16 protein-coding genes and 1 tRNA gene are annotated in these 16,818 nt (G+C 64.4%); 7 read left to right on the forward strand and 10 right to left on the reverse strand.

What is annotated here, in order from left to right; all coding sequences use genetic code 11:
• Nucleotides 1-80 precede the first annotated feature (80 nt).
• Nucleotides 81-157 (reverse strand) — tRNA-Pro (locus tag ACA027_RS04200).
• Between the two features lie 64 nt (nucleotides 158-221).
• Complete coding sequence (locus tag ACA027_RS04205; protein WP_370682507.1) at nucleotides 222-1,151, reverse strand: polyprenyl synthetase family protein; 930 nt, start codon at nucleotides 1,149-1,151, stop codon at nucleotides 222-224.
• Between the two features lie 216 nt (nucleotides 1,152-1,367).
• Here ACA027_RS04205 and rplU point away from each other — a divergent pair, with 216 nt between their 5' ends.
• The 4 genes from rplU to proB all read left to right on the forward strand — a co-directional run bounded on the left by rplU (nucleotide 1,368) and on the right by proB (nucleotide 4,540).
• The gene (gene rplU / locus ACA027_RS04210; protein ID WP_370682508.1) at nucleotides 1,368-1,679 is read left to right on the forward strand and encodes a 50S ribosomal protein L21; all 312 of its coding nucleotides are present in this window, start codon (nucleotides 1,368-1,370) and stop codon (nucleotides 1,677-1,679) included.
• Between the two features lie 18 nt (nucleotides 1,680-1,697).
• Nucleotides 1,698-1,955 carry a 50S ribosomal protein L27 gene (gene rpmA / locus ACA027_RS04215; RefSeq protein ID WP_066540535.1) on the forward strand — a complete coding sequence of 86 codons (258 nt, stop codon included), beginning with the start codon at nucleotides 1,698-1,700 and terminating at the stop codon, nucleotides 1,953-1,955.
• A gap of 195 nt (nucleotides 1,956-2,150) precedes the next feature.
• Nucleotides 2,151-3,269, forward strand: a complete 1,119-nt coding sequence (gene cgtA, locus ACA027_RS04220; RefSeq protein ID WP_370681151.1) for an Obg family GTPase CgtA — start codon at nucleotides 2,151-2,153, stop codon at nucleotides 3,267-3,269.
• A 131-nt stretch (nucleotides 3,270-3,400) separates the two neighbouring features.
• Nucleotides 3,401-4,540 carry a glutamate 5-kinase gene (proB, locus tag ACA027_RS04225; RefSeq protein WP_370681152.1) on the forward strand — a complete coding sequence of 380 codons (1,140 nt, stop codon included), beginning with the start codon at nucleotides 3,401-3,403 and terminating at the stop codon, nucleotides 4,538-4,540.
• Between the two features lie 74 nt (nucleotides 4,541-4,614).
• Here the strand turns inward: proB and ACA027_RS04230 are convergent, their stop codons facing one another.
• Nucleotides 4,615-5,268 carry an RNA pyrophosphohydrolase gene (locus ACA027_RS04230; protein WP_370681153.1) on the reverse strand — a complete coding sequence of 218 codons (654 nt, stop codon included), beginning with the start codon at nucleotides 5,266-5,268 and terminating at the stop codon, nucleotides 4,615-4,617.
• 91 nt (nucleotides 5,269-5,359) lie between these two features.
• Between ACA027_RS04230 and ACA027_RS04235 the strand changes: the two genes are divergently transcribed.
• Nucleotides 5,360-7,105: a proline--tRNA ligase gene (locus ACA027_RS04235; protein WP_370681154.1), complete on the forward strand. Its 1,746-nt coding sequence runs from the start codon at nucleotides 5,360-5,362 to the stop codon at nucleotides 7,103-7,105.
• 94 nt (nucleotides 7,106-7,199) lie between these two features.
• Nucleotides 7,200-7,847, forward strand: a complete 648-nt coding sequence (locus ACA027_RS04240; protein ID WP_370681155.1) for a transglycosylase SLT domain-containing protein — start codon at nucleotides 7,200-7,202, stop codon at nucleotides 7,845-7,847.
• A gap of 140 nt (nucleotides 7,848-7,987) precedes the next feature.
• On the opposite strand, the gene ACA027_RS04245 is transcribed toward ACA027_RS04240, so the two are convergent.
• From ACA027_RS04245 to hemA, 6 genes are all read right to left on the reverse strand, one after another.
• Nucleotides 7,988-9,391 carry a hemolysin family protein gene (locus tag ACA027_RS04245; protein ID WP_370681156.1) on the reverse strand — a complete coding sequence of 468 codons (1,404 nt, stop codon included), beginning with the start codon at nucleotides 9,389-9,391 and terminating at the stop codon, nucleotides 7,988-7,990.
• A 345-nt stretch (nucleotides 9,392-9,736) separates the two neighbouring features.
• The gene (gene grxD / locus ACA027_RS04250) at nucleotides 9,737-10,054 is read right to left on the reverse strand and encodes a Grx4 family monothiol glutaredoxin (RefSeq protein WP_370681157.1); all 318 of its coding nucleotides are present in this window, start codon (nucleotides 10,052-10,054) and stop codon (nucleotides 9,737-9,739) included.
• Nucleotides 10,055-10,109: 55 nt separating this feature from the next.
• Nucleotides 10,110-10,985: a peptide chain release factor N(5)-glutamine methyltransferase gene (prmC, locus tag ACA027_RS04255; RefSeq protein WP_370681158.1), complete on the reverse strand. Its 876-nt coding sequence runs from the start codon at nucleotides 10,983-10,985 to the stop codon at nucleotides 10,110-10,112.
• Between the two features lie 41 nt (nucleotides 10,986-11,026).
• Nucleotides 11,027-13,006, reverse strand: a complete 1,980-nt coding sequence (locus ACA027_RS04260; RefSeq protein WP_370681159.1) for a PEP/pyruvate-binding domain-containing protein — start codon at nucleotides 13,004-13,006, stop codon at nucleotides 11,027-11,029.
• Nucleotides 13,007-14,086, reverse strand: a complete 1,080-nt coding sequence (gene prfA, locus ACA027_RS04265) for a peptide chain release factor 1 (protein WP_370681160.1) — start codon at nucleotides 14,084-14,086, stop codon at nucleotides 13,007-13,009.
• Nucleotides 14,087-14,229: 143 nt separating this feature from the next.
• Complete coding sequence (hemA, locus tag ACA027_RS04270) at nucleotides 14,230-15,534, reverse strand: glutamyl-tRNA reductase (RefSeq protein ID WP_370681161.1); 1,305 nt, start codon at nucleotides 15,532-15,534, stop codon at nucleotides 14,230-14,232.
• 90 nt (nucleotides 15,535-15,624) lie between these two features.
• On the opposite strand from hemA, the gene ACA027_RS04275 reads away from it, so the two are divergent.
• Entirely contained in the window at nucleotides 15,625-15,903 is a 279-nt protein-coding gene (locus ACA027_RS04275; RefSeq protein WP_370681162.1) for a hypothetical protein, read from the forward strand.
• Here ACA027_RS04275 and ACA027_RS04280 read toward each other — a convergent pair.
• Nucleotides 15,900-16,802 (reverse strand): LysR substrate-binding domain-containing protein, encoded by a 903-nt coding sequence (locus tag ACA027_RS04280; protein WP_370681163.1) that lies wholly within the window; start codon nucleotides 16,800-16,802, stop codon nucleotides 15,900-15,902. The genes ACA027_RS04275 and ACA027_RS04280 overlap by 4 nt on opposite strands.
• Nucleotides 16,803-16,818: the final 16 nt, after the last annotated feature.

The following is a 16,818-nucleotide window of genomic DNA, read 5'->3' on the forward strand; positions in this document are numbered from 1 at the left end:
CTTGGCATCATCCTGCATCACGCATGGGCTGCATAGACACGAAAGCCTGCTTGCGCAGGCTTCAGGTGGCAGAAAGTGGATGGTCGGGGTGAGAGGATTCGAACCTCCGGCCTCTACGTCCCGAACGTAGCGCTCTACCAGGCTAAGCTACACCCCGACTTGAGACTCTTTCGATTTTCTGCGGCGTATGCGTCCGAGAAAGCAGAAATTGTAATCCCAATTTATGTGCGACGCAGCAAAAGCTGGGAGGCCAGCTGGCGCATGGCGGTGGTGCTTTCATGTGCTGGCAAGGCGTCCAGCGCACCGATGGCGCGCATGGCTTCGTCATGTGCGGTTTGGCGCGTGACGTCCAGTGCGCCGGTGGCGCGCACGATGGCCAGGATGTCGGTCAGCTTGTCGGTGGAGCCTTGTTCGATGGCTTCGCGGATCAGGGCGGATTGCTCGGCGCTGCCGCGTTGCATGGCCACAATCAGCGGCAAGGTGCACTTGCCTTCGCGCAGGTCGTCGCCCAGGTTTTTGCCCATTTCGGCGGCATCGCCGTCGTAGTCCAACACGTCGTCAATGATTTGGAAGGCGGTGCCCAGGGCCTGGCCATAGATGACGCTGGCGGCCTCCTGCTCCGGCGTGGCGCCGGCCAGAATGGCGGCGATTTGCGCGCTGGCCTCGAACAGCTTGGCGGTCTTGGAGCGGATGACGTGGAGGTAGCCGGCTTCGGTCAGCGAAGCGTCATGGGTGTTGATCAGCTGCTGCACCTCGCCTTCGGCAATGATGTTGGTGGCGTCCGACAGCACTTGCAATATGCGCATATTGCCGGCGGCCACCATCATCTGGAAGGAGCGGGTGTGCAGAAAGTCACCCACCAGCACGCTGGCGGGGTTGCCAAAGTTTTCGTTGGCCGTGGGGCGGCCTCGGCGCAGGGTGGACTCGTCCACCACATCGTCGTGCAGCAGCGTGGCGGTATGGATCAGCTCCACTACGGCAGCCAGGTCAAAACGGCGCTGGTCGTCGCAGGACAGGGCGCGGGCCAGCAGCAGCAGCAGGGCTGGGCGCAGGCGTTTGCCACCTGCTGCAATGATGTACTGGGAGATCTGCCCGATCAGCGGGACGCTGGTGGTCAGGCACTGGGCGATGACGCGATCCATCGCGTGCATGTCGTCCGCGATGAGGGCCAGCGGATTGGTGTTGGTATGAGCTGTAGTCAAAATAACCGCCTTCAAGAGCCAGGGATTATAGGAAGCCCTGCGTGCCCGTAGGCGCGAGCATGCGGCATCACTGTGGTGCGACATGCGGACAATTTCAAGGAGTGGTATACTTTTGGGCTCCATGGAAATTTGTTCATGGATGATTCCCCTTTGAAAGAGGTTTACATGTACGCGGTCATAAAAACCGGTGGCAAGCAATATCGCGTTGCCGCTGGCGAAAAAATCAAAGTAGAACAGATTGCTGCGGACGTAGGCCAGGAAATCGTGATCGACCAGGTTCTGGCAGTCGGCAACGGCTCTGAACTGAAGGTTGGCACGCCCCTGGTGTCCGGCGCAACTGTGAAGGCAACTGTGGTTGCTCACGGCAAGCACGACAAGGTGCGCATCTTCAAGCTGCGTCGTCGTAAGCATTACGCCAAGTCTCAAGGCCATCGCCAGCAGTTCACCGAACTGCAAATCGTGGCGGTTGCTGCTTAATTCTGAAGGAGCTTAGTCATGGCACAGAAAAAAGGCGGCGGCTCTACGCGCAACGGACGTGATTCCAAGCCAAAAATGCTGGGTGTGAAGGCCTTTGGTGGTCAGCTGATCAGCGCTGGTTCCATCATCGTGCGTCAACGTGGTACCAAGTTCCACCCCGGCACCAATGTCGGCGTGGGCAAGGACCATACCCTGTTTGCTCTGGTCGAAGGCAATGTGGTTTTTGAAACCAAGGGTGCCCTGTCCAAGCACACGGTCAGCGTGACTCCCGTCTAAGCGACGGTCTTCACCAGACCCCAGCAAAGCCCCGACCTGTCGGGGCTTTGCTGTTTCAACCGGGCAGAAAACCCGGTCTTGCCGCTGGCTTGCACGCCTGGCGGTATGCTTGCCCGGTGCCGGATGCGCCGGCTTTTGTCGTATGCGGTGTCTTTTGCCGCATGCGACAGCTTTTCCAGAGTAGCGGGATACCCCATGAAGTTCGTCGATGAAGCTTTTATTGACATTGCAGCCGGTGATGGTGGCAATGGCTGCGTGTCGTTCCGGCACGAAAAATACAAGGAATTCGGCGGCCCGGACGGGGGCGATGGCGGCCGGGGCGGTCATGTGTACGCCGTGGCCGATCCCAATCTGAACACCCTGGTCGATTACCGTTATTCGCGCCGCCACGAGGCCAAGCGCGGCGAGCATGGCAAGGGCTCGGACATGTTCGGCTCTGCGGCCGACGACATCACCTTGAGCATGCCGGTGGGCACCATCATCACCGACGCCGAAACCGGCGAAGTGCTGTATGAGCTGTTGGAGCCGGGCGAGAAGATCACCATTGCCAAGGGCGGCGATGGCGGCTTTGGCAATCTGCGTTTCAAGAGCGCCATCAACCGCGCTCCACGCCAGAAAACACCGGGCTACCCTGGCGAGCGCAAAAGCCTGAAGCTGGAGCTGAAGGTGCTGGCCGATGTGGGTCTGCTGGGCATGCCCAATGCGGGCAAGTCCACTTTTATTGCGGCGGTGTCCAACGCCCGTCCCAAGATTGCCGACTACCCCTTCACCACTTTGCACCCCAATCTGGGTGTGGTGCGTGTGGCGCCCGAGCAAAGCTTTGTCGTGGCCGATATTCCGGGCCTGATCGAAGGCGCTTCCGAAGGCGCGGGTCTGGGCCATCTGTTCCTGCGCCATCTGCAGCGCACCCGCTTGCTGCTGCATGTGGTGGACATTGCGCCGTTCGACGAGGGTGTGGACCCCGTGGCGCAAGCCAAGGCCATTGTGGAAGAGCTGCGCAAATACGACGAAGGCCTGCACAGCAAGCCGCGCTGGCTGGTGCTGAACAAGTTGGACATGGTGCCGGTCGAAGAGCGCGCGGCCAAGGTCAAGGACTTCGTCAAGCGCTTCAAGTGGAAGGGCCCGGTGTTCGAGATTTCGGCGCTGACGCGCGAAGGCTGCGAGCCGCTGATTCGCAAGATCTACGAGCATGTCCATGCCCAGCAGCTGCTGGAGCAGGGCCCCAAGGAAGTCGATCTGCGCTTTGTCGAAGCGGAAGGCGATGCCGGTCCGGACCTGAGCGATCCGCGCTTTGCGCCGCGCGATATTGACTAGCGTGTGGCCTGAGAACGGCTAAGATTTGCAGGTCGACAGCGTCACCCCCAGGGTGGCGCTGTTTTGCTTTTGAATTGATAGCTGCAAAAGCTTATAGCTAGCGATTTGCAGCCCTAAAACGCTGATAAAAAATGGCTTCCAGTGTGTTGCGCGATGCCCGTCGCATCGTGGTCAAGGTCGGTTCCAGTCTGGTCACCAACGAAGGGCGAGGCCTGGATGAGGCTGCCATCAGCGAATGGTCGCGCCAGCTGGCGTCCCTGGTGCATGGTGAGGGCGGCATCAAGCGCGAACTCATCATGGTCTCCAGCGGCGCGGTCGCCGAAGGCATGAAGCGTCTGGGCTGGGCCTCGCGGCCCAAGGAAATCCATGAGCTGCAGGCTGCCGCCGCCGTGGGCCAGATGGGCCTGGTGCAGATGTACGAGACCAAGCTGCGCGAGCAAAACGTGGGCAGCGCCCAGGTGCTGCTCACCCATGCCGATCTGGCCGACCGCGAGCGTTATCTCAACGCCCGCGTCACGCTGCTGACGCTGTTGCAACTGGGCGTGGTGCCGGTGATCAACGAGAACGACACCGTGGTCAATGACGAGATCAAGTTCGGCGACAACGACACCCTGGGGGCGCTGGTGGCCAATCTGGTGGAAGCCGATGCCCTGATCATCCTCACCGACCAGAAAGGCCTGTACACGGCCGATCCACGCAGCAACCCCGATGCCCAGTTTGTGCATGAAGCCGTGGCCGGCGACCTCAAGCTCGAAGCCATGGCCGGCGGCGTAGGCTCCAGCATTGGCAAGGGCGGCATGCTGACCAAGATCCTGGCGGCCAAGCGCGCGGCGGGCTCGGGGGCGTCTACCGTCATCGCCTGGGGGCGTGAGCAGGACGTGCTGCTGCGCCTGACCCAGGGCGAGGCCATTGGCACGCTGCTGGTGGCAGCCACGCACAAAAACCAGGCACGCAAGCAGTGGATGATGGATCACCTGCAGCTGCGCGGCGCCGTCACCGTGGATGCCGGCGCGGCCCGCGTGTTGCGTGCCGAAGGCAAAAGTCTGTTGCCCATTGGCATGACGGCCGTGGAGGGCGACTTCTCGCGCGGCGAGGTGATTGCCGTGCGCGACCCGCAAGGCCAGGAGCTGGCGCGTGGACTGGCCAATTACGCCAGCTCGGAAGCGCGGCTGCTGTGCCGCCATGCCTCCAGCGAAATCGAGCGCCTGCTGGGCTATATGGCCGAGCCCGAGATGGTGCACCGCGATAACATGGTGGTGATAGCGCGCTAGTTGCGGCTGCAAAAGTAGCTATAAAAAAAGGAGTGGCATGCCACTCCTTTTTTTGATCTTTTTGTTAGCGCGCTTCAGGATTGCGGGTCCTGGGAGGACTGTGGGTCAGGGTCGAAACTGGCGCCGGGAGGCAGTTCCAGTCCGGGGTTGAGCAGCAGGCCAAGGCGTTGCTGGGGCACCATGGGGTCTGCTTCCTGCGCCGGGGCACCATCCCGGCCACGCATGCCGCTGCGCAGATAGCGGTTGCGCTGCTCATAGCGGGGCAGAAAGCGGGCCAGCTCGGTGAGCGCCATTTCATACACCCCGCGCTTGAACTCCACCACCACATCGAGTGGCACCCAGTAATCGTTCCAGCGCCAGGCATCGAACTCGGGGTGGTCGGTGGCACGCAGGTTCAAATCCCAGTCGTGTCCGGTCAGCTGCAGCAAATACCAGATCTGCTTTTGCCCCTTGTAATGACCCCGCGCGTCACGGCGTATGTAACGGTCTGGCACCTCGTAGCGCAACCAATCCCGGGTGCGGGCCACCACGCGAACGTGGTTGGGCTTCAGCCCCACTTCTTCATGCAGTTCACGGAACATGGCCTGCTCGGGCGTTTCGCCCCGATCAATGCCACCTTGCGGAAACTGCCAGCTGTGGGTGCGGATGCGTTTTCCCCAGAACACCTGGTTCTTGTGGTTGAGCAGGATGATGCCGACGTTCGGGCGAAATCCGTCCCGGTCAAGCATAATCGAACCCCAATTTTGTCTATTGAGGCCATTATGCACGGTGCCTTGCCCCCGGCAAGGTCGGCGGCTTCATATTCCGTTTGCGCTCCCAATGAAAGCCTCCCAATTTCTTATCTCCACCCTCAAGGAAGCTCCGGCCGATGCCGAAGTGGTCAGCCACAAGCTCATGACGCGGGCTGGCATGATCAAAAAGCTGGGTGCCGGCATCTATAACTACATGCCCATGGGCCTGCGCGTGATTCGCAAGGTCGAAGCCATCGTGCGCGAGGAAATGAACCGCGCCGGTGCCATGGAAGTCACCATGCCCGTGATCCAGCCCGCCGAGCTGTGGCAGGAAACCGGTCGCTTCGACAAGATGGGCCCCGAGCTGCTGCGCATCCAGGACCGCCATGGCCGTGACTTTGTGGTGCAACCCACCAGCGAAGAGGCCGTGACCGACATCGCCCGCCAGGAGTTCAAGAGCTACAAGCAGCTGCCCAAGAACCTCTACCAGATCCAGACCAAGTTCCGCGATGAGCGCCGCCCCCGCTTTGGCCTGATGCGTGGCCGCGAGTTCACCATGAAGGATGCCTACTCCTTCGACAAGGACCACGCCGGCGCCCAGATCAGCTACCAGACCATGCGCCAGGCCTACCAGCGCATCTTTGACCGCTTCGGCCTGCAGTACCGCGCCGTGCGCGCCGACAGCGGCGCCATTGGCGGCGATCTGAGCGAAGAGTTCCAGGTGATCGCCTCCACCGGCGAAGACGCCATCGTCTACTGCCCTCAGAGCGACTACGCCGCCAACATCGAAAAGGCCGAAAGCCTGGCGCCCACGCAGGCTCGCCCCGCTGCCAGCCAGTCCATGGCCAAGGTGGCTACCCCCGGCAACAGCACCTGCGAGGCCGTGGCCGCGCAACTGGGCCTGCCGCTGTCCCAGACCGTGAAGTCGCTGGTGCTGGCCACCGACGAGCTCGACGACAAGGGCCTGATCGTCAAGACCCAGGTCTGGCTGCTGCTGCTGCGCGGCGACCATGAGATGAACGAGATCAAGGTGAGCAAGGTCGAAGGCCTGGCGGGCTTCCGCTTTGCCAGCGTGCCCGAGATCGAAGCCCACTTTGGCAGCCAGCCCGGCTACCTGGGCCCTGTCGGTCTGAAGCTGCCGGTGAACATCGTGGTGGACCGCGATGTGGCCGTGATGGCCGACTGGGTGTGCGGCGCCAATGAAGAGGGCTTCCACATCACCGGTGTGAATTTTGGCCGCGACCTGGCCGAGCCCACCGTGGTGGCCGATCTGCGCAATGTGGTGGCTGGCGACAAGTCGCCCGATGGCGCCGGTGTGCTGGCCATCGAACGCGGCATTGAAATCGGCCATGTGTTCTACCTGGGCACCAAGTATTCCCAGGCCATGAATGCCACCTTCCTGGGCGACAACGGCAAGCCCCAGCACTTCGAGATGGGCTGCTACGGCATCGGCATCACCCGCCTGCCGGCTGCGGCCATCGAGCAGAACCATGACGAGCGCGGCATCATCTGGCCCGACGCGATTGCGCCTTTCACCGTGGTGATCTGCCCTATTGGCATGGGCCGCAGCGAAGCCGTCAAGGAAGAAGCCTTCAAACTCTATGAGGCCCTGCTGGCCCTGGGTGTGGACGTGATCCTGGACGACCGCGACGAGCGCCCAGGCGCCATGCTGGCCGACTGGGAGCTGATTGGCGTGCCCCACCGCGTGGTGTTGGGTGATCGTGGCCTCAAGGACGGCGTGGTGGAATACCAGCACCGCCGCGATGCAGAAGCCACCAAGATCGCCACGGGCGACGCTTTGTCGCACCTCAAGGCGCAGCTGGGCTTGAACTAAGCTTTTCCCCATGACAAAAAGGCAGCGGCAACGCTGCCTTTTTTTATGCCTTCACGCAGGGACTGGTGCAGGGCTTGGTGGAAAGGACTCTCCCATGGAAATGCGGCATGCAAGCACAGGCGCTTGCTCCCGCCGCGCCTGCCTGGGCGCGGTCGCGACCTGGATGCTGGGCCTGGGCCGTAGCACCCAGGCCCATGCCGGTGGCCAGTTGGAGGAGCCGCTGGCCGATGCCGTGCGCACCGCGCTGCGCGCGGCCCTGGGCGGTTTGGCGCTGCCGGAGCCGGTATTTGCCAGCACCGAGGCGCGCATGGCCTATCTGCGCTGGCTGGTGCAGATGAGCCAGCGGCTGGCACCGCGCCAGGGCGATGCCTCCGTGCGCCGCGACTTTCTGCAGACCGCCTGGTATGAGGCCGGCCGCGCCGGGCTGGAGGTGTCTCTGGTGTTGGGCCTGGTGCAGGTGGAAAGCGCTTTTCGCCAGCACGCCATCTCGCAGGCCGGTGCACGCGGCTATATGCAGGTCATGCCGTTTTGGGCGCGGACCATAGGCGACGGCGATGCGGGCAAGCTGTTTCAGCTGCAGACCAATCTGCGCTATGGCTGCGTGATACTGCGCCACTATCTGGACCGTGAGCGTGGCGATATGGCCATGGCCCTGGGGCGCTACCACGGCAGCCGGGGCCAGCATGCTTACCCGAGCGCGGTGCTGGCGGCCCAGCGCTACTGGATGCTGGGCAGCGCCTGAAAGCTCTTGAAAGCACAGCCTGTAAGCACAGGCTGCTATCAAAATTGGAAATCGTAGAAACGAAAAAGGCTGCCGCAGCAGCCTTTTGGCGATGCAGATGCTCAGAGCATCCACAGGGTTCTCAGAGCGTGAACACGCTCTCAGGGCACCAACGGGTGCTGGCCGGCCGCCGGGGCGTCGGGCACGCCGGTATTCAGCGGCGGGGGCAGCTCGGGTGTGGGCAAGGCGGGTGGGGCCGGGGGCATCAGCCCATCGCTGAGACGGGAAACCAGCACCTGGTCGATGCGGTAGCTGTCCACGTCAATCACCTCGAACTTGTAGCCCCCCCAGTCCACGCTGTCGGTGCGGCGCGGCACACGGCGCAGCATGACCATCAGAAAACCCGCCAGGGTCTCGTATTCGTCGTCATGCGGCATTTCTTCCAGGTCCAGGGCGCGGATCACATCGTCGATGGGGGTAACACCGTCGATGAGCCAGGAATGCGCATCGCGGCGCACGATCTGCTGCTCCTCGTCATCGGCCGTTACCAGGTCGCCCATCACCGTGCTCATCACGTCATTGAGCGTGACCACGCCCACCACCAGACTGTATTCGTTGAGGATGATGGCAAAGTCCTCGTGCACCTGCTGGAACTGGTTCAGCACCTCGGCCAGCGTCAGCCGGTCGGGCACGATCAAGGCCTTGTGCACCAGGCTGCTGCCGTCCTGCAGCGAAATGGGCTGGTTGTTCAGCACGCGCTGGAACAGGTCCTTGGCGTCCACATAGCCCACCACATGGTCGATATCGCCATCGCACACCGGGTAGGTGGAATAGGGCTCCTCGGCAATGCGGGCGCGGATCACTGCGTCGGGGTCGTCGCGCAGGAAATAGGCCACGCTTTCGCGCTGCGTCATGGCCGAGGATACGGTGCGCGTGTCCAGCTCAAAGATATTCGCAATCACCTGTTGCTCGCGCCGTTCCAGCACGCCGGCGCGGGTGCCGGCTTCGGTCATGGCCAGAATATCGTCCGAGGTGATGCGCTCGTCACGCACCATGGGCAGGCCGAACAGGCGGAACAGGGCATCGGTGATGCGGCTGTAGAACCAGACGATGGGCTTGAGCAGGCTCATGCACAGCTGCATCGGAGCCAGCACGCGCAGCAGCAGGTATTCCGGCTGGGACATGCTCAGGCGCCGGGGCAGAAGGTCGGCAAACAGAATGAACAGCGAGGTGATGAGGAAAAAGGACAGCACCGAGCCCATGCTCTGCGCCGTGCTGGCGGGCAGCCACCAGGCCAGAACCTCGGCAAAGCCGCCACTGAACGTGCCCTCGCCCACGATACCGCCCAGGATGGCGATGGCGTTCTGTCCCACCTGCACCACAGTGAAATAGTCACCGGGCTGCTCTTGCATCTTCATGGCTTTTTCTGCACGGGGGTCACCCTCGTCGGCCATTTGACGCAGGCGCAGGCGACGGGAAGCGGCCAGGGATATTTCCGCAACGGCCACGAAGGCGCTGGCGGAGATCAGAACAGCAATGATGATCAGGCTTTGGGTCAGGGTCATAGGCGAGTGGGGTGGCGGGTGACTGCCGAATGTCACCGGGGCGCATGCCTCCTTTGCATGCCGGCTTTCATCTACTCTTGCGCCGCTGCCTGGCGGCCAGAAACGAAAAACCGCCCTCTAAGGGGCGGCTTGATAGGGCTGAGTGAGGCGAGCAAAGGCCATGCCAGCCATGCTGGCCATTGGCGTTGGCATCGTGTTTTGCAGTTGCATATCGAACCCATGCAACTGGCGCAGCGCCCCCATCAGGGCGCCGCGCAAGGGCCGCCCCGCCGCGCTGGCGCCGTCCCCCTCCCGCGAAGCGAGAGAGGGGGACGGCGCGAAGCGGCTCAGGGGGAGCTTCATCTCTTAGCCCTGGATCAACTGCTGCAGCTCACCGGACTCGTACATCTCCATCATGATGTCCGAGCCGCCGATGAACTCACCCTTCACATACAGCTGGGGAATGGTGGGCCAGTTGCTGTAGTCCTTGATGGCCTGGCGGATTTCCTGGTCTTCCAGCACGTTCACCGTGGCAATGGCCTTGGGCTCCACGCCGCAGGCCTTCAGAATCTGCACGGCACGGCCGGAGAAGCCGCACATGGGGAAGCTGGCGCTGCCCTTCATGAACAGCAAGATGTCGTTGTTCTTGACCAGTTGGTCTATGCGTTGTTGAACGTCGCTCATGGGGTTCTCCTTGTAAGGGATCTGCAGGCGCATTGCCATGCAGCATTGCCGTTGATTATTTCACTGTCTGCACCCGGCTGTGGGCTGTGGGTGATTGCCCTGCCGTGCAACGCACAATGCCGGCCAGGTCGTGGCGGTGCTGGACAGCGGTGAACCCCGCGGTTTGCAGCAGGGCGGCCACGGCTTCGGCCTGGTCCCAGCCATGCTCGATCAGCAGCCAGCCACCCGCGGTCAGCCGGGCCGGCGCCTGGGCCGCGATGGCGCGGATGTCATCCAGACCATCTTCCCCACTGGTGAGGGCCTGGCGCGGTTCGTGGTGCAGCGCGGGCATATGGGGGTCATCTTCGCGGATATAGGGCGGGTTGGTGACGATGGCATCAAACAAACCCTCCAGCTGCTCCAGCCAGGAGCTGTGCACAAAGCGCACAGGCAGCTGCAGACGCTGGGCATTGGCGCTGGCCACGGCCAGGGCGTCCAGGCTGGCATCCACGGCCGTGACTTCGGCGTCGGGGCGTTGGTGTTGCAAGGCCAGGGCAATGGCGCCGCTGCCCGTGCCCAGGTCGGCTACCTTCGGTTTTGATAGCGGCTGCAGCAGCTCCAGCGCCCATTCCACCAGGGTTTCGGTATCGGGGCGGGGGTCCAGCACGCGGGCATCCACTTGCAGACTGAGGCCAAAGAATTCCTTGTGACCGGTCAGATAGGCCACGGGCTCTCCATCCAGGCGGCGCGACAGCAGCTGTCCCCATTGCGCGGCCTGTGCCGGGGTGAGGGCGTCGTTGTCATGGGTCAGCAACCAGGCGCGGCCCGCATCGCCTTGGCCCACGCAGTGCAGCAGCAGCATCTGGGCGTCGATGCGCGCCAGGCCTTGTGCGGCCGCCTGCTGCAAGGCCTGGGCCACGGTGGGCAAGGGGGTGTGGGCGGATTCGGTCACGGCAGTGCAAATGCTCCAGGCAGAAAGGAAAGGGGGCGGGTTCAGCGGCGCGGGGCGTCCACAAAAGGGCGTGCCTGCAGCACCAGGATTTGCTCGCCCTGCAGCGCCCATTCAATGTCCTGGGCCTGTCCGCCAAAGCGCCGCTGCACCGCCAGGCCCACGGCGGCCAGACGTGGTACCAGGGCGTCGGTGAGCACGGCGCGGCCTGCGGTGGTGGGCACTTCGCGCACGCCACCGGCGGGGTCCAACTGCAGGGCCACATCGTCGGCAGAGCGGTTCAGCACCTGTATGGCCTTGGAGCGGCTGGAGTAGAGGATTTGTTCGGCCACGCGCTGGCCTTCGACCACGCGGATGCCAATGCCGCGCTTGGCCGCGATATAGGTGGCATGGCGGCGCGTGGTGTCAAACGGGTCGCGGGTGATCATGACGCCCGAGGCGCTGGAGTCCACCGCTGTTTGCACCAGCACCGCCATGGCCACTTCGGACTCGGCAATGCCGGCGGCGGCCCGCGCCTCCCAGGCCTCGAAGTTGTAGACCGAGGCCCAGACCTGGCGCACGGCCGTGGCCAGGCCCTCGGCGCTGCGCACATTGGGCACGGTGGTGTACAGGCCGGCGCCGCTGAAGCCGGGCAGGTCTTCCGAGCTGGAGGAGCTGCGCACAAACACGCCCTGGCCTGTCAGCTGGCTCTGCCAGCGCTGCTGCCAGGCCTGGGCTTGGCTGGCATCCAGTGGCCAGTGGCTGATTTCCTCGCGCAGCGCGCTCAGGGCCTGGCGGCGCACACCAGCATCGCTGGCAAAGCCGGGCTGCTGGCGCATGCGCGCAATGCGCTCGGCCAGGCCGTGCTGGCGCATGAAGTCGGCATAGGCCGCAAAGGGAATGCAAAAGCCGTCGGGCACTTGCACATGCTCCAGGCGGGCGGCATTCACCTCGCCCAGATTGGCTGCCTTGGCGCCGCAGTGTTTGCGGCCGGATTGGCGCAGTGCGGACAGCGGTTGCAGCGCGCTTTGGCGCAGATCGGGGGCAATGGTCAGGCGCTGGCCGCCGGTGCGGGCCGCGGCACGGCGTTGCAGCGCCTGTTGCGCGGTCTGGCGTTCAGCCTCGGTGGCGGCGCGCACGGCATAGTCCGAGGCGCGTACTTCCAGGTGTACCCATTGGCCATCCCAGCGGGCCAACTGGCGGGCAGCGTCCTGCACAAAGGCATTGGGTATGCCCCAGCCGCGCGCCAGCAGGTTGACATGGGACAGCACGGTGGAAGGGCGCTCGGTCAGCACACCGGACACCGGTGGCAGGCTGATGGGCACCTCGCGCAGCACCACAATGTCCTGCGGCGCCAGTTGCACAGCCGCCTCGGCGGTTGCGGCAATCCGCAGCCGCCCCACGGCGGCGCCGGTGTTCAGCGCGATAAAGGTCTGTGCGCCCAGCAGGGCTTCCTGCGTGACCACATGCTTGCCGGCGGCCTCGCCCACAGCCTGCTGGGCCGTGGAGTTGGCCTTGAAGCGCAGCGGTGCAAAAAATCCGGCCTGCAGGCTTTGCGCCGTGGTGCGCAGCAGCGCGGGGGTGAGACGGTCGCCTTCCCAGAATTCGTAGGTGTAGCCCGACAGTGCGGGCTGCCAGCTCAGCGTGCCCAGCAGAAAGCGCCGGTCCGCGTCGCGGTAGTTGCGGTTCAGCGCTGCGCGGTCGCCTGTGAGCAGGCCTTGGTGGCGCAGAAAATTGTCGTGCAGCTGAAAGCGCGGCGTGTTGATGAAGTACAGGCGCGGCGCGGGGCGGGCATGGCGGTCGATGGCGAACAGCACATGGGGCATGGCGCCTGGGCTGCCTGCGTCGTAGACACGGGCCAGGCGGTCAAAGTCGGCCTGGTTTGCGAGTGCCGGCAATGCATCGCCGCTGGCGCGGTTGGCCGCAGCCTGCACGGGGCTGCCCGCACCCGACTCATAGGCCGAAGGCTTGCGCACTGGTTGGGCCTGGGCGCCCAGGGCGAATGCCAGCCAAGCGCCTGCCAGCCATGCCGTAGCCCGCCGCATTTACTGGGCCTCCAGCTCGGCCAGCAGCTCGGCCTCGCGGGCGTGTTGCAAGGCCTGCAGCACATCACCCAGGTCACCCTCCATCACGGCCAGCAGCTTGTACAGCGTCAGATTGATGCGGTGGTCGGTGAGCCGGCCCTGGGGGAAGTTGTAGGTGCGAATGCGGTCTGAGCGGTCGCCCGAGCCGATCAGGCCCTTGCGCAGCGCGGCCTCCTTGGCGGCACGCTCGCTGCGTTCCTTTTCCTGGATACGGGCCTGCAGCACCTGCAAGGCCTTGGCCTTGTTGCTGTGCTGGCTGCGGCCGTCCTGGCATTCGGCCACGATGCCGGTGGGCAGGTGGACCACGCGCACGGCCGAGTCGGTCTTGTTGATGTGCTGGCCGCCGGCGCCGCTGGCGCGGAAGGTGTCTATGCGCAGATCAGCCGGGTTCAGCGTGATGGCCTGGTGCTCGTCGGGCTCGGGCATCACGGCCACGGTGCAGGCGCTGGTGTGGATGCGGCCTTGTGTCTCGGTGGCGGGCACGCGCTGCACGCGGTGGCCGCCGGACTCAAAGCGCAGCGCGCCGTAGACATCGTCTCCGTCCACGCGCAGCACCACTTCCTTGTAGCCGCCGATTTCGTTTTCGTTGGAACTCATCACCTCCACCTTCCAGCCCACGTTGGCGGCATAGCGGGTGTACATGCGGGCCAGGTCACCGGCAAACAGCGCGGATTCGTCGCCCCCGGTGCCGGCGCGGATTTCGACAAAGGCGGGACGGGCATCGTCGGGGTCCTTGGGCAGCAGCAGGCGCTGCAGCTCGTCTTCCAGCTTGATCAGCTCGGCCTCGCCGCTTTCGATTTCTTCCTGGGCCATTTCCGCCATGTCGGGGTCTTCCAGCATCTCGCGCGCGGCGGCGATGTCGGCCTCGCACTGCAGATAGCGGCGGTAGCGGCCGGCCACGGCGGTGACATCGGCATGCTCGCGCGAGATGCGGCGGTACTGCTGCATATCGCCCATGATGTCTTCACGGGAGAGCAGAAAGTCCAGTTCTTCCAGGCGCTGGGCGTAACGCTCCAGCTGGGTGCGTAAAAAAGGCTTCATGGCGGGGCAGGGGAGAAGGGGGTGCTATCGCAGGGATAGCTGCCCACGCGCTGCTGGATTGCGTGGGAAGGCAGTTTGGCTGTGTACCACCGGGGGCAGCGAAGCCGGTGCCGGTGGTGCCGCAGCCTGGCGGGCAGGCGCCGCTAACGCTCGCCGGGACGGCGGCCGCGCAGGAACAGGCGGGTGACGGTCTGGGCCGTCTGGGCGCGCTCTTCGGCGTCGCCCTGGTGCAGCGCGGCCATGGTGCCGTGCATCATTTTTTGCGTCAGGCCACGGGACAGGGCTTCGAGCACGGCGTCCATGTCCTCACCCTTGGCCAGCAGCTTTTTAGCGCGGGCAATTTCCAGTGCGCGCCAGGTGTCGGCCTGGGCGTTGATCTGCTGAATCAGTGGCACCACGCCGCCCTGGGCGCGCTGGTCCATCCACTGCACAAAGTTCAGCACGCCGGCATCGATGATGGCCTCGGCCTGGGCCACGGTGGCCTGGCGGCTGGCCTGGGCGGTTTTCACCACGCTGGCCAGATCGTCCACGGTGTAGAGATACACGTCGCGCAGGTCTTTGATTTCGGGCTCGATGTCGCGCGGCACGGCCAGGTCGACCATGAACATGGGGCGGTGCTTGCGCTTCTTGAGGGCGCGCTCCACGGCACCCAGGCCAATGATGGGCAGGCTGGATGCGGTACAGCTGATGATGGCGTCGTATTCGTGCAGATGGTCCGGAAGATCGGCCAGGCGCATGACGCTGGCGCCAAAGCGGCCGGCCAGCTTTTCACCGCGCTCCATGGTGCGGTTGGCAATCGTGATCTGCTGGGGCTGCTTGGCCGCAAAGTGGGTGGTGGCCAGCTCGATCATCTCGCCCGCGCCCACAAACAGAATGCGGATCTTGGTGAGGTCTTCAAACAGCTGGCCGGCCAGGCGCACGGCAGCGGCAGCCATGGAGATGCTGTGCTCGCCGATCTCGGTGGAGCTGCGCACCTCCTTGGCCACGGCAAAGCTGCGCTGGAACAGCTGGTTCAGGGTGCTGCCCAGGGCGCCGGCCTCTTCGGCCGCGCGCACGGCGTTCTTCATCTGGCCCAGGATCTGGGTTTCGCCCAGCACCATGGAGTCCAGGCCCGAGGCGACGCGGAAGGCATGGCGCGCCACCGAGCCGCTTTCCAGCAGATAGGAGTGGGAGCGTAGCAGATCCGGCGCCACGCCACCGGACTGGGCCAGCCAGCCCAGGGTGTGTTCCAGCACAGGGGCGCTGGCGGCGCCCGTGGCGCAGTAGATTTCGGTGCGGTTGCAGGTGGAGAGGATGGCGGTTTCCACCTCGGTGTGGCGCGTGGCGCTGGACAGCGACTGGCGCAGCCCCTGCAAAGTGGGCGCGATCTGGTCGATGGCAAACGCAAAACGGCCCCGTAAATCCAACGGTGCCGTGTGATGGTTGATTCCAAGAGCCCAGACTGCCATGGCGTGGATTATAAAATTCACTGGCGCTCTGTGCGCACTGGCGCTGCAAAGCCTTGATCTGTGTCATTTTCAGATCGCAAACATGTTGTGATGTCCGCACTTACTTTTCTCAACCACCTCTTCAATCTGCTGGCGCCGGCCTTGTTTCTGGCCCTGCTGCTGGCCCTGGGCGCACGCCTGGTCTGGCGCCATGCCACGCCCTTGGTGAACCTGTGGGAGCAGATGGTGCTCAACGCCGTGGTGGGCGCCGTGGTGCTGGGAGGCGCGCTGGCATGGTGGGGACGGGACGGTTTGCTGAGCACTTATGCCTTGCTGGCGCTGGTGATGGCCAGCTGCCAGTGGCTGATGGTGCGCGGCTGGCGCGTTTAAGCCAGGCTATCCGCCGCTGCCTGCTCCAGCACCCAGCGGCGGAAATCTTCCAGGGCCGGGTGGGCGGGGCGCTGCGCCGGCCAGCACAGAAAATAGCCGCGCTCTATGCGAAACGGCCGCTGCACCGGCACCACCACACGGCCGGTGGCCAGGTCTTGTGCGATCAGGCAGCGCTGCACCACGGCCACGCCCAGGCCGGCCATCACGCCTTGCACCAATTGGGTGACCAGTTCGAAATCGGCCGCCGGTGCCGGGCAGGGGCGGTTGTCGCCCATGGCCTGGAACCAGCGAGCCCAGTTGTCCGGGTAGTTGGTGTGGGCCAGCAGCGGGCGGCGGCGCAAATCCTCAGGCGTGCGTATGCCATGCTCCCCTTCCAGGTCTTGCGGGCGGCAAATGGGCACTAGGTCCTGGCCCACCAAGTAGTCGGCATGCAAGGGCTCCGGCCAGGGCGCTGCGCCTATGCGCACCCAGGCGTCGATCTGGGCCGAGGTCAGCGGGTCATCGCGGCGGTAGGGGGCAAAGCGCAGCACCATGCCCGGGTGGCGGGCCGAGAAATCCGGCAGGCGCGGAATCAGCCACTGGCTGAACAGCGTGGGCGGCACCGACAGACACAACTGCTGGCCGTTGGGGCGGCGACGCAGGCTGGTCGTGGCCGACTCGATGGTGAACAGGGCCGGGGCCACGGCGTCCAGGTATTGCTGGCCGGCTGCGGTCAGCACGTTGCGCCGGCCCTGGCGCTCGAACAAGGGGCAGCCCAGATGCTCTTCCAGCCGGGCAATGGCGCGGCTGATGGCGCCCTGGGTGACGCTGAGCTGCTCGGCCGCCAGCGTGTAGCTGCCCAGGCGGGCCGCCTCGGCAAAGGCATGGAGTTCGGACAGGGACGGTGACTGGATGCGCATAACGGAAAGGGCCGGA

It is taken from the genome of Comamonas sp. GB3 AK4-5, from assembly GCF_041320665.1.
GTDB lineage: Bacteria > Pseudomonadota > Gammaproteobacteria > Burkholderiales > Burkholderiaceae_C > Comamonas.

Coding starts and splice junctions, on each gene's coding strand:
- ACA027_RS04205 (WP_370682507.1), bottom strand. CDS start 1,151: ATGCACGCGATGGATCGCGTCATCGCCCAGTGCCTGACCACCAGCGTC.
- rplU (WP_370682508.1), top strand. CDS start 1,368: ATGTACGCGGTCATAAAAACCGGTGGCAAGCAATATCGCGTTGCCGCT.
- rpmA (WP_066540535.1), top strand. CDS start 1,698: ATGGCACAGAAAAAAGGCGGCGGCTCTACGCGCAACGGACGTGATTCC.
- cgtA (WP_370681151.1), top strand. CDS start 2,151: ATGAAGTTCGTCGATGAAGCTTTTATTGACATTGCAGCCGGTGATGGT.
- proB (WP_370681152.1), top strand. CDS start 3,401: ATGGCTTCCAGTGTGTTGCGCGATGCCCGTCGCATCGTGGTCAAGGTC.
- ACA027_RS04230 (WP_370681153.1), bottom strand. CDS start 5,268: ATGCTTGACCGGGACGGATTTCGCCCGAACGTCGGCATCATCCTGCTC.
- ACA027_RS04235 (WP_370681154.1), top strand. CDS start 5,360: ATGAAAGCCTCCCAATTTCTTATCTCCACCCTCAAGGAAGCTCCGGCC.
- ACA027_RS04240 (WP_370681155.1), top strand. CDS start 7,200: ATGGAAATGCGGCATGCAAGCACAGGCGCTTGCTCCCGCCGCGCCTGC.
- ACA027_RS04245 (WP_370681156.1), bottom strand. CDS start 9,391: ATGACCCTGACCCAAAGCCTGATCATCATTGCTGTTCTGATCTCCGCC.
- grxD (WP_370681157.1), bottom strand. CDS start 10,054: ATGAGCGACGTTCAACAACGCATAGACCAACTGGTCAAGAACAACGAC.
- ACA027_RS04260 (WP_370681159.1), bottom strand. CDS start 13,006: ATGCGGCGGGCTACGGCATGGCTGGCAGGCGCTTGGCTGGCATTCGCC.
- prfA (WP_370681160.1), bottom strand. CDS start 14,086: ATGAAGCCTTTTTTACGCACCCAGCTGGAGCGTTACGCCCAGCGCCTG.
- hemA (WP_370681161.1), bottom strand. CDS start 15,534: ATGGCAGTCTGGGCTCTTGGAATCAACCATCACACGGCACCGTTGGAT.
- ACA027_RS04275 (WP_370681162.1), top strand. CDS start 15,625: ATGTCCGCACTTACTTTTCTCAACCACCTCTTCAATCTGCTGGCGCCG.
- ACA027_RS04280 (WP_370681163.1), bottom strand. CDS start 16,802: ATGCGCATCCAGTCACCGTCCCTGTCCGAACTCCATGCCTTTGCCGAG.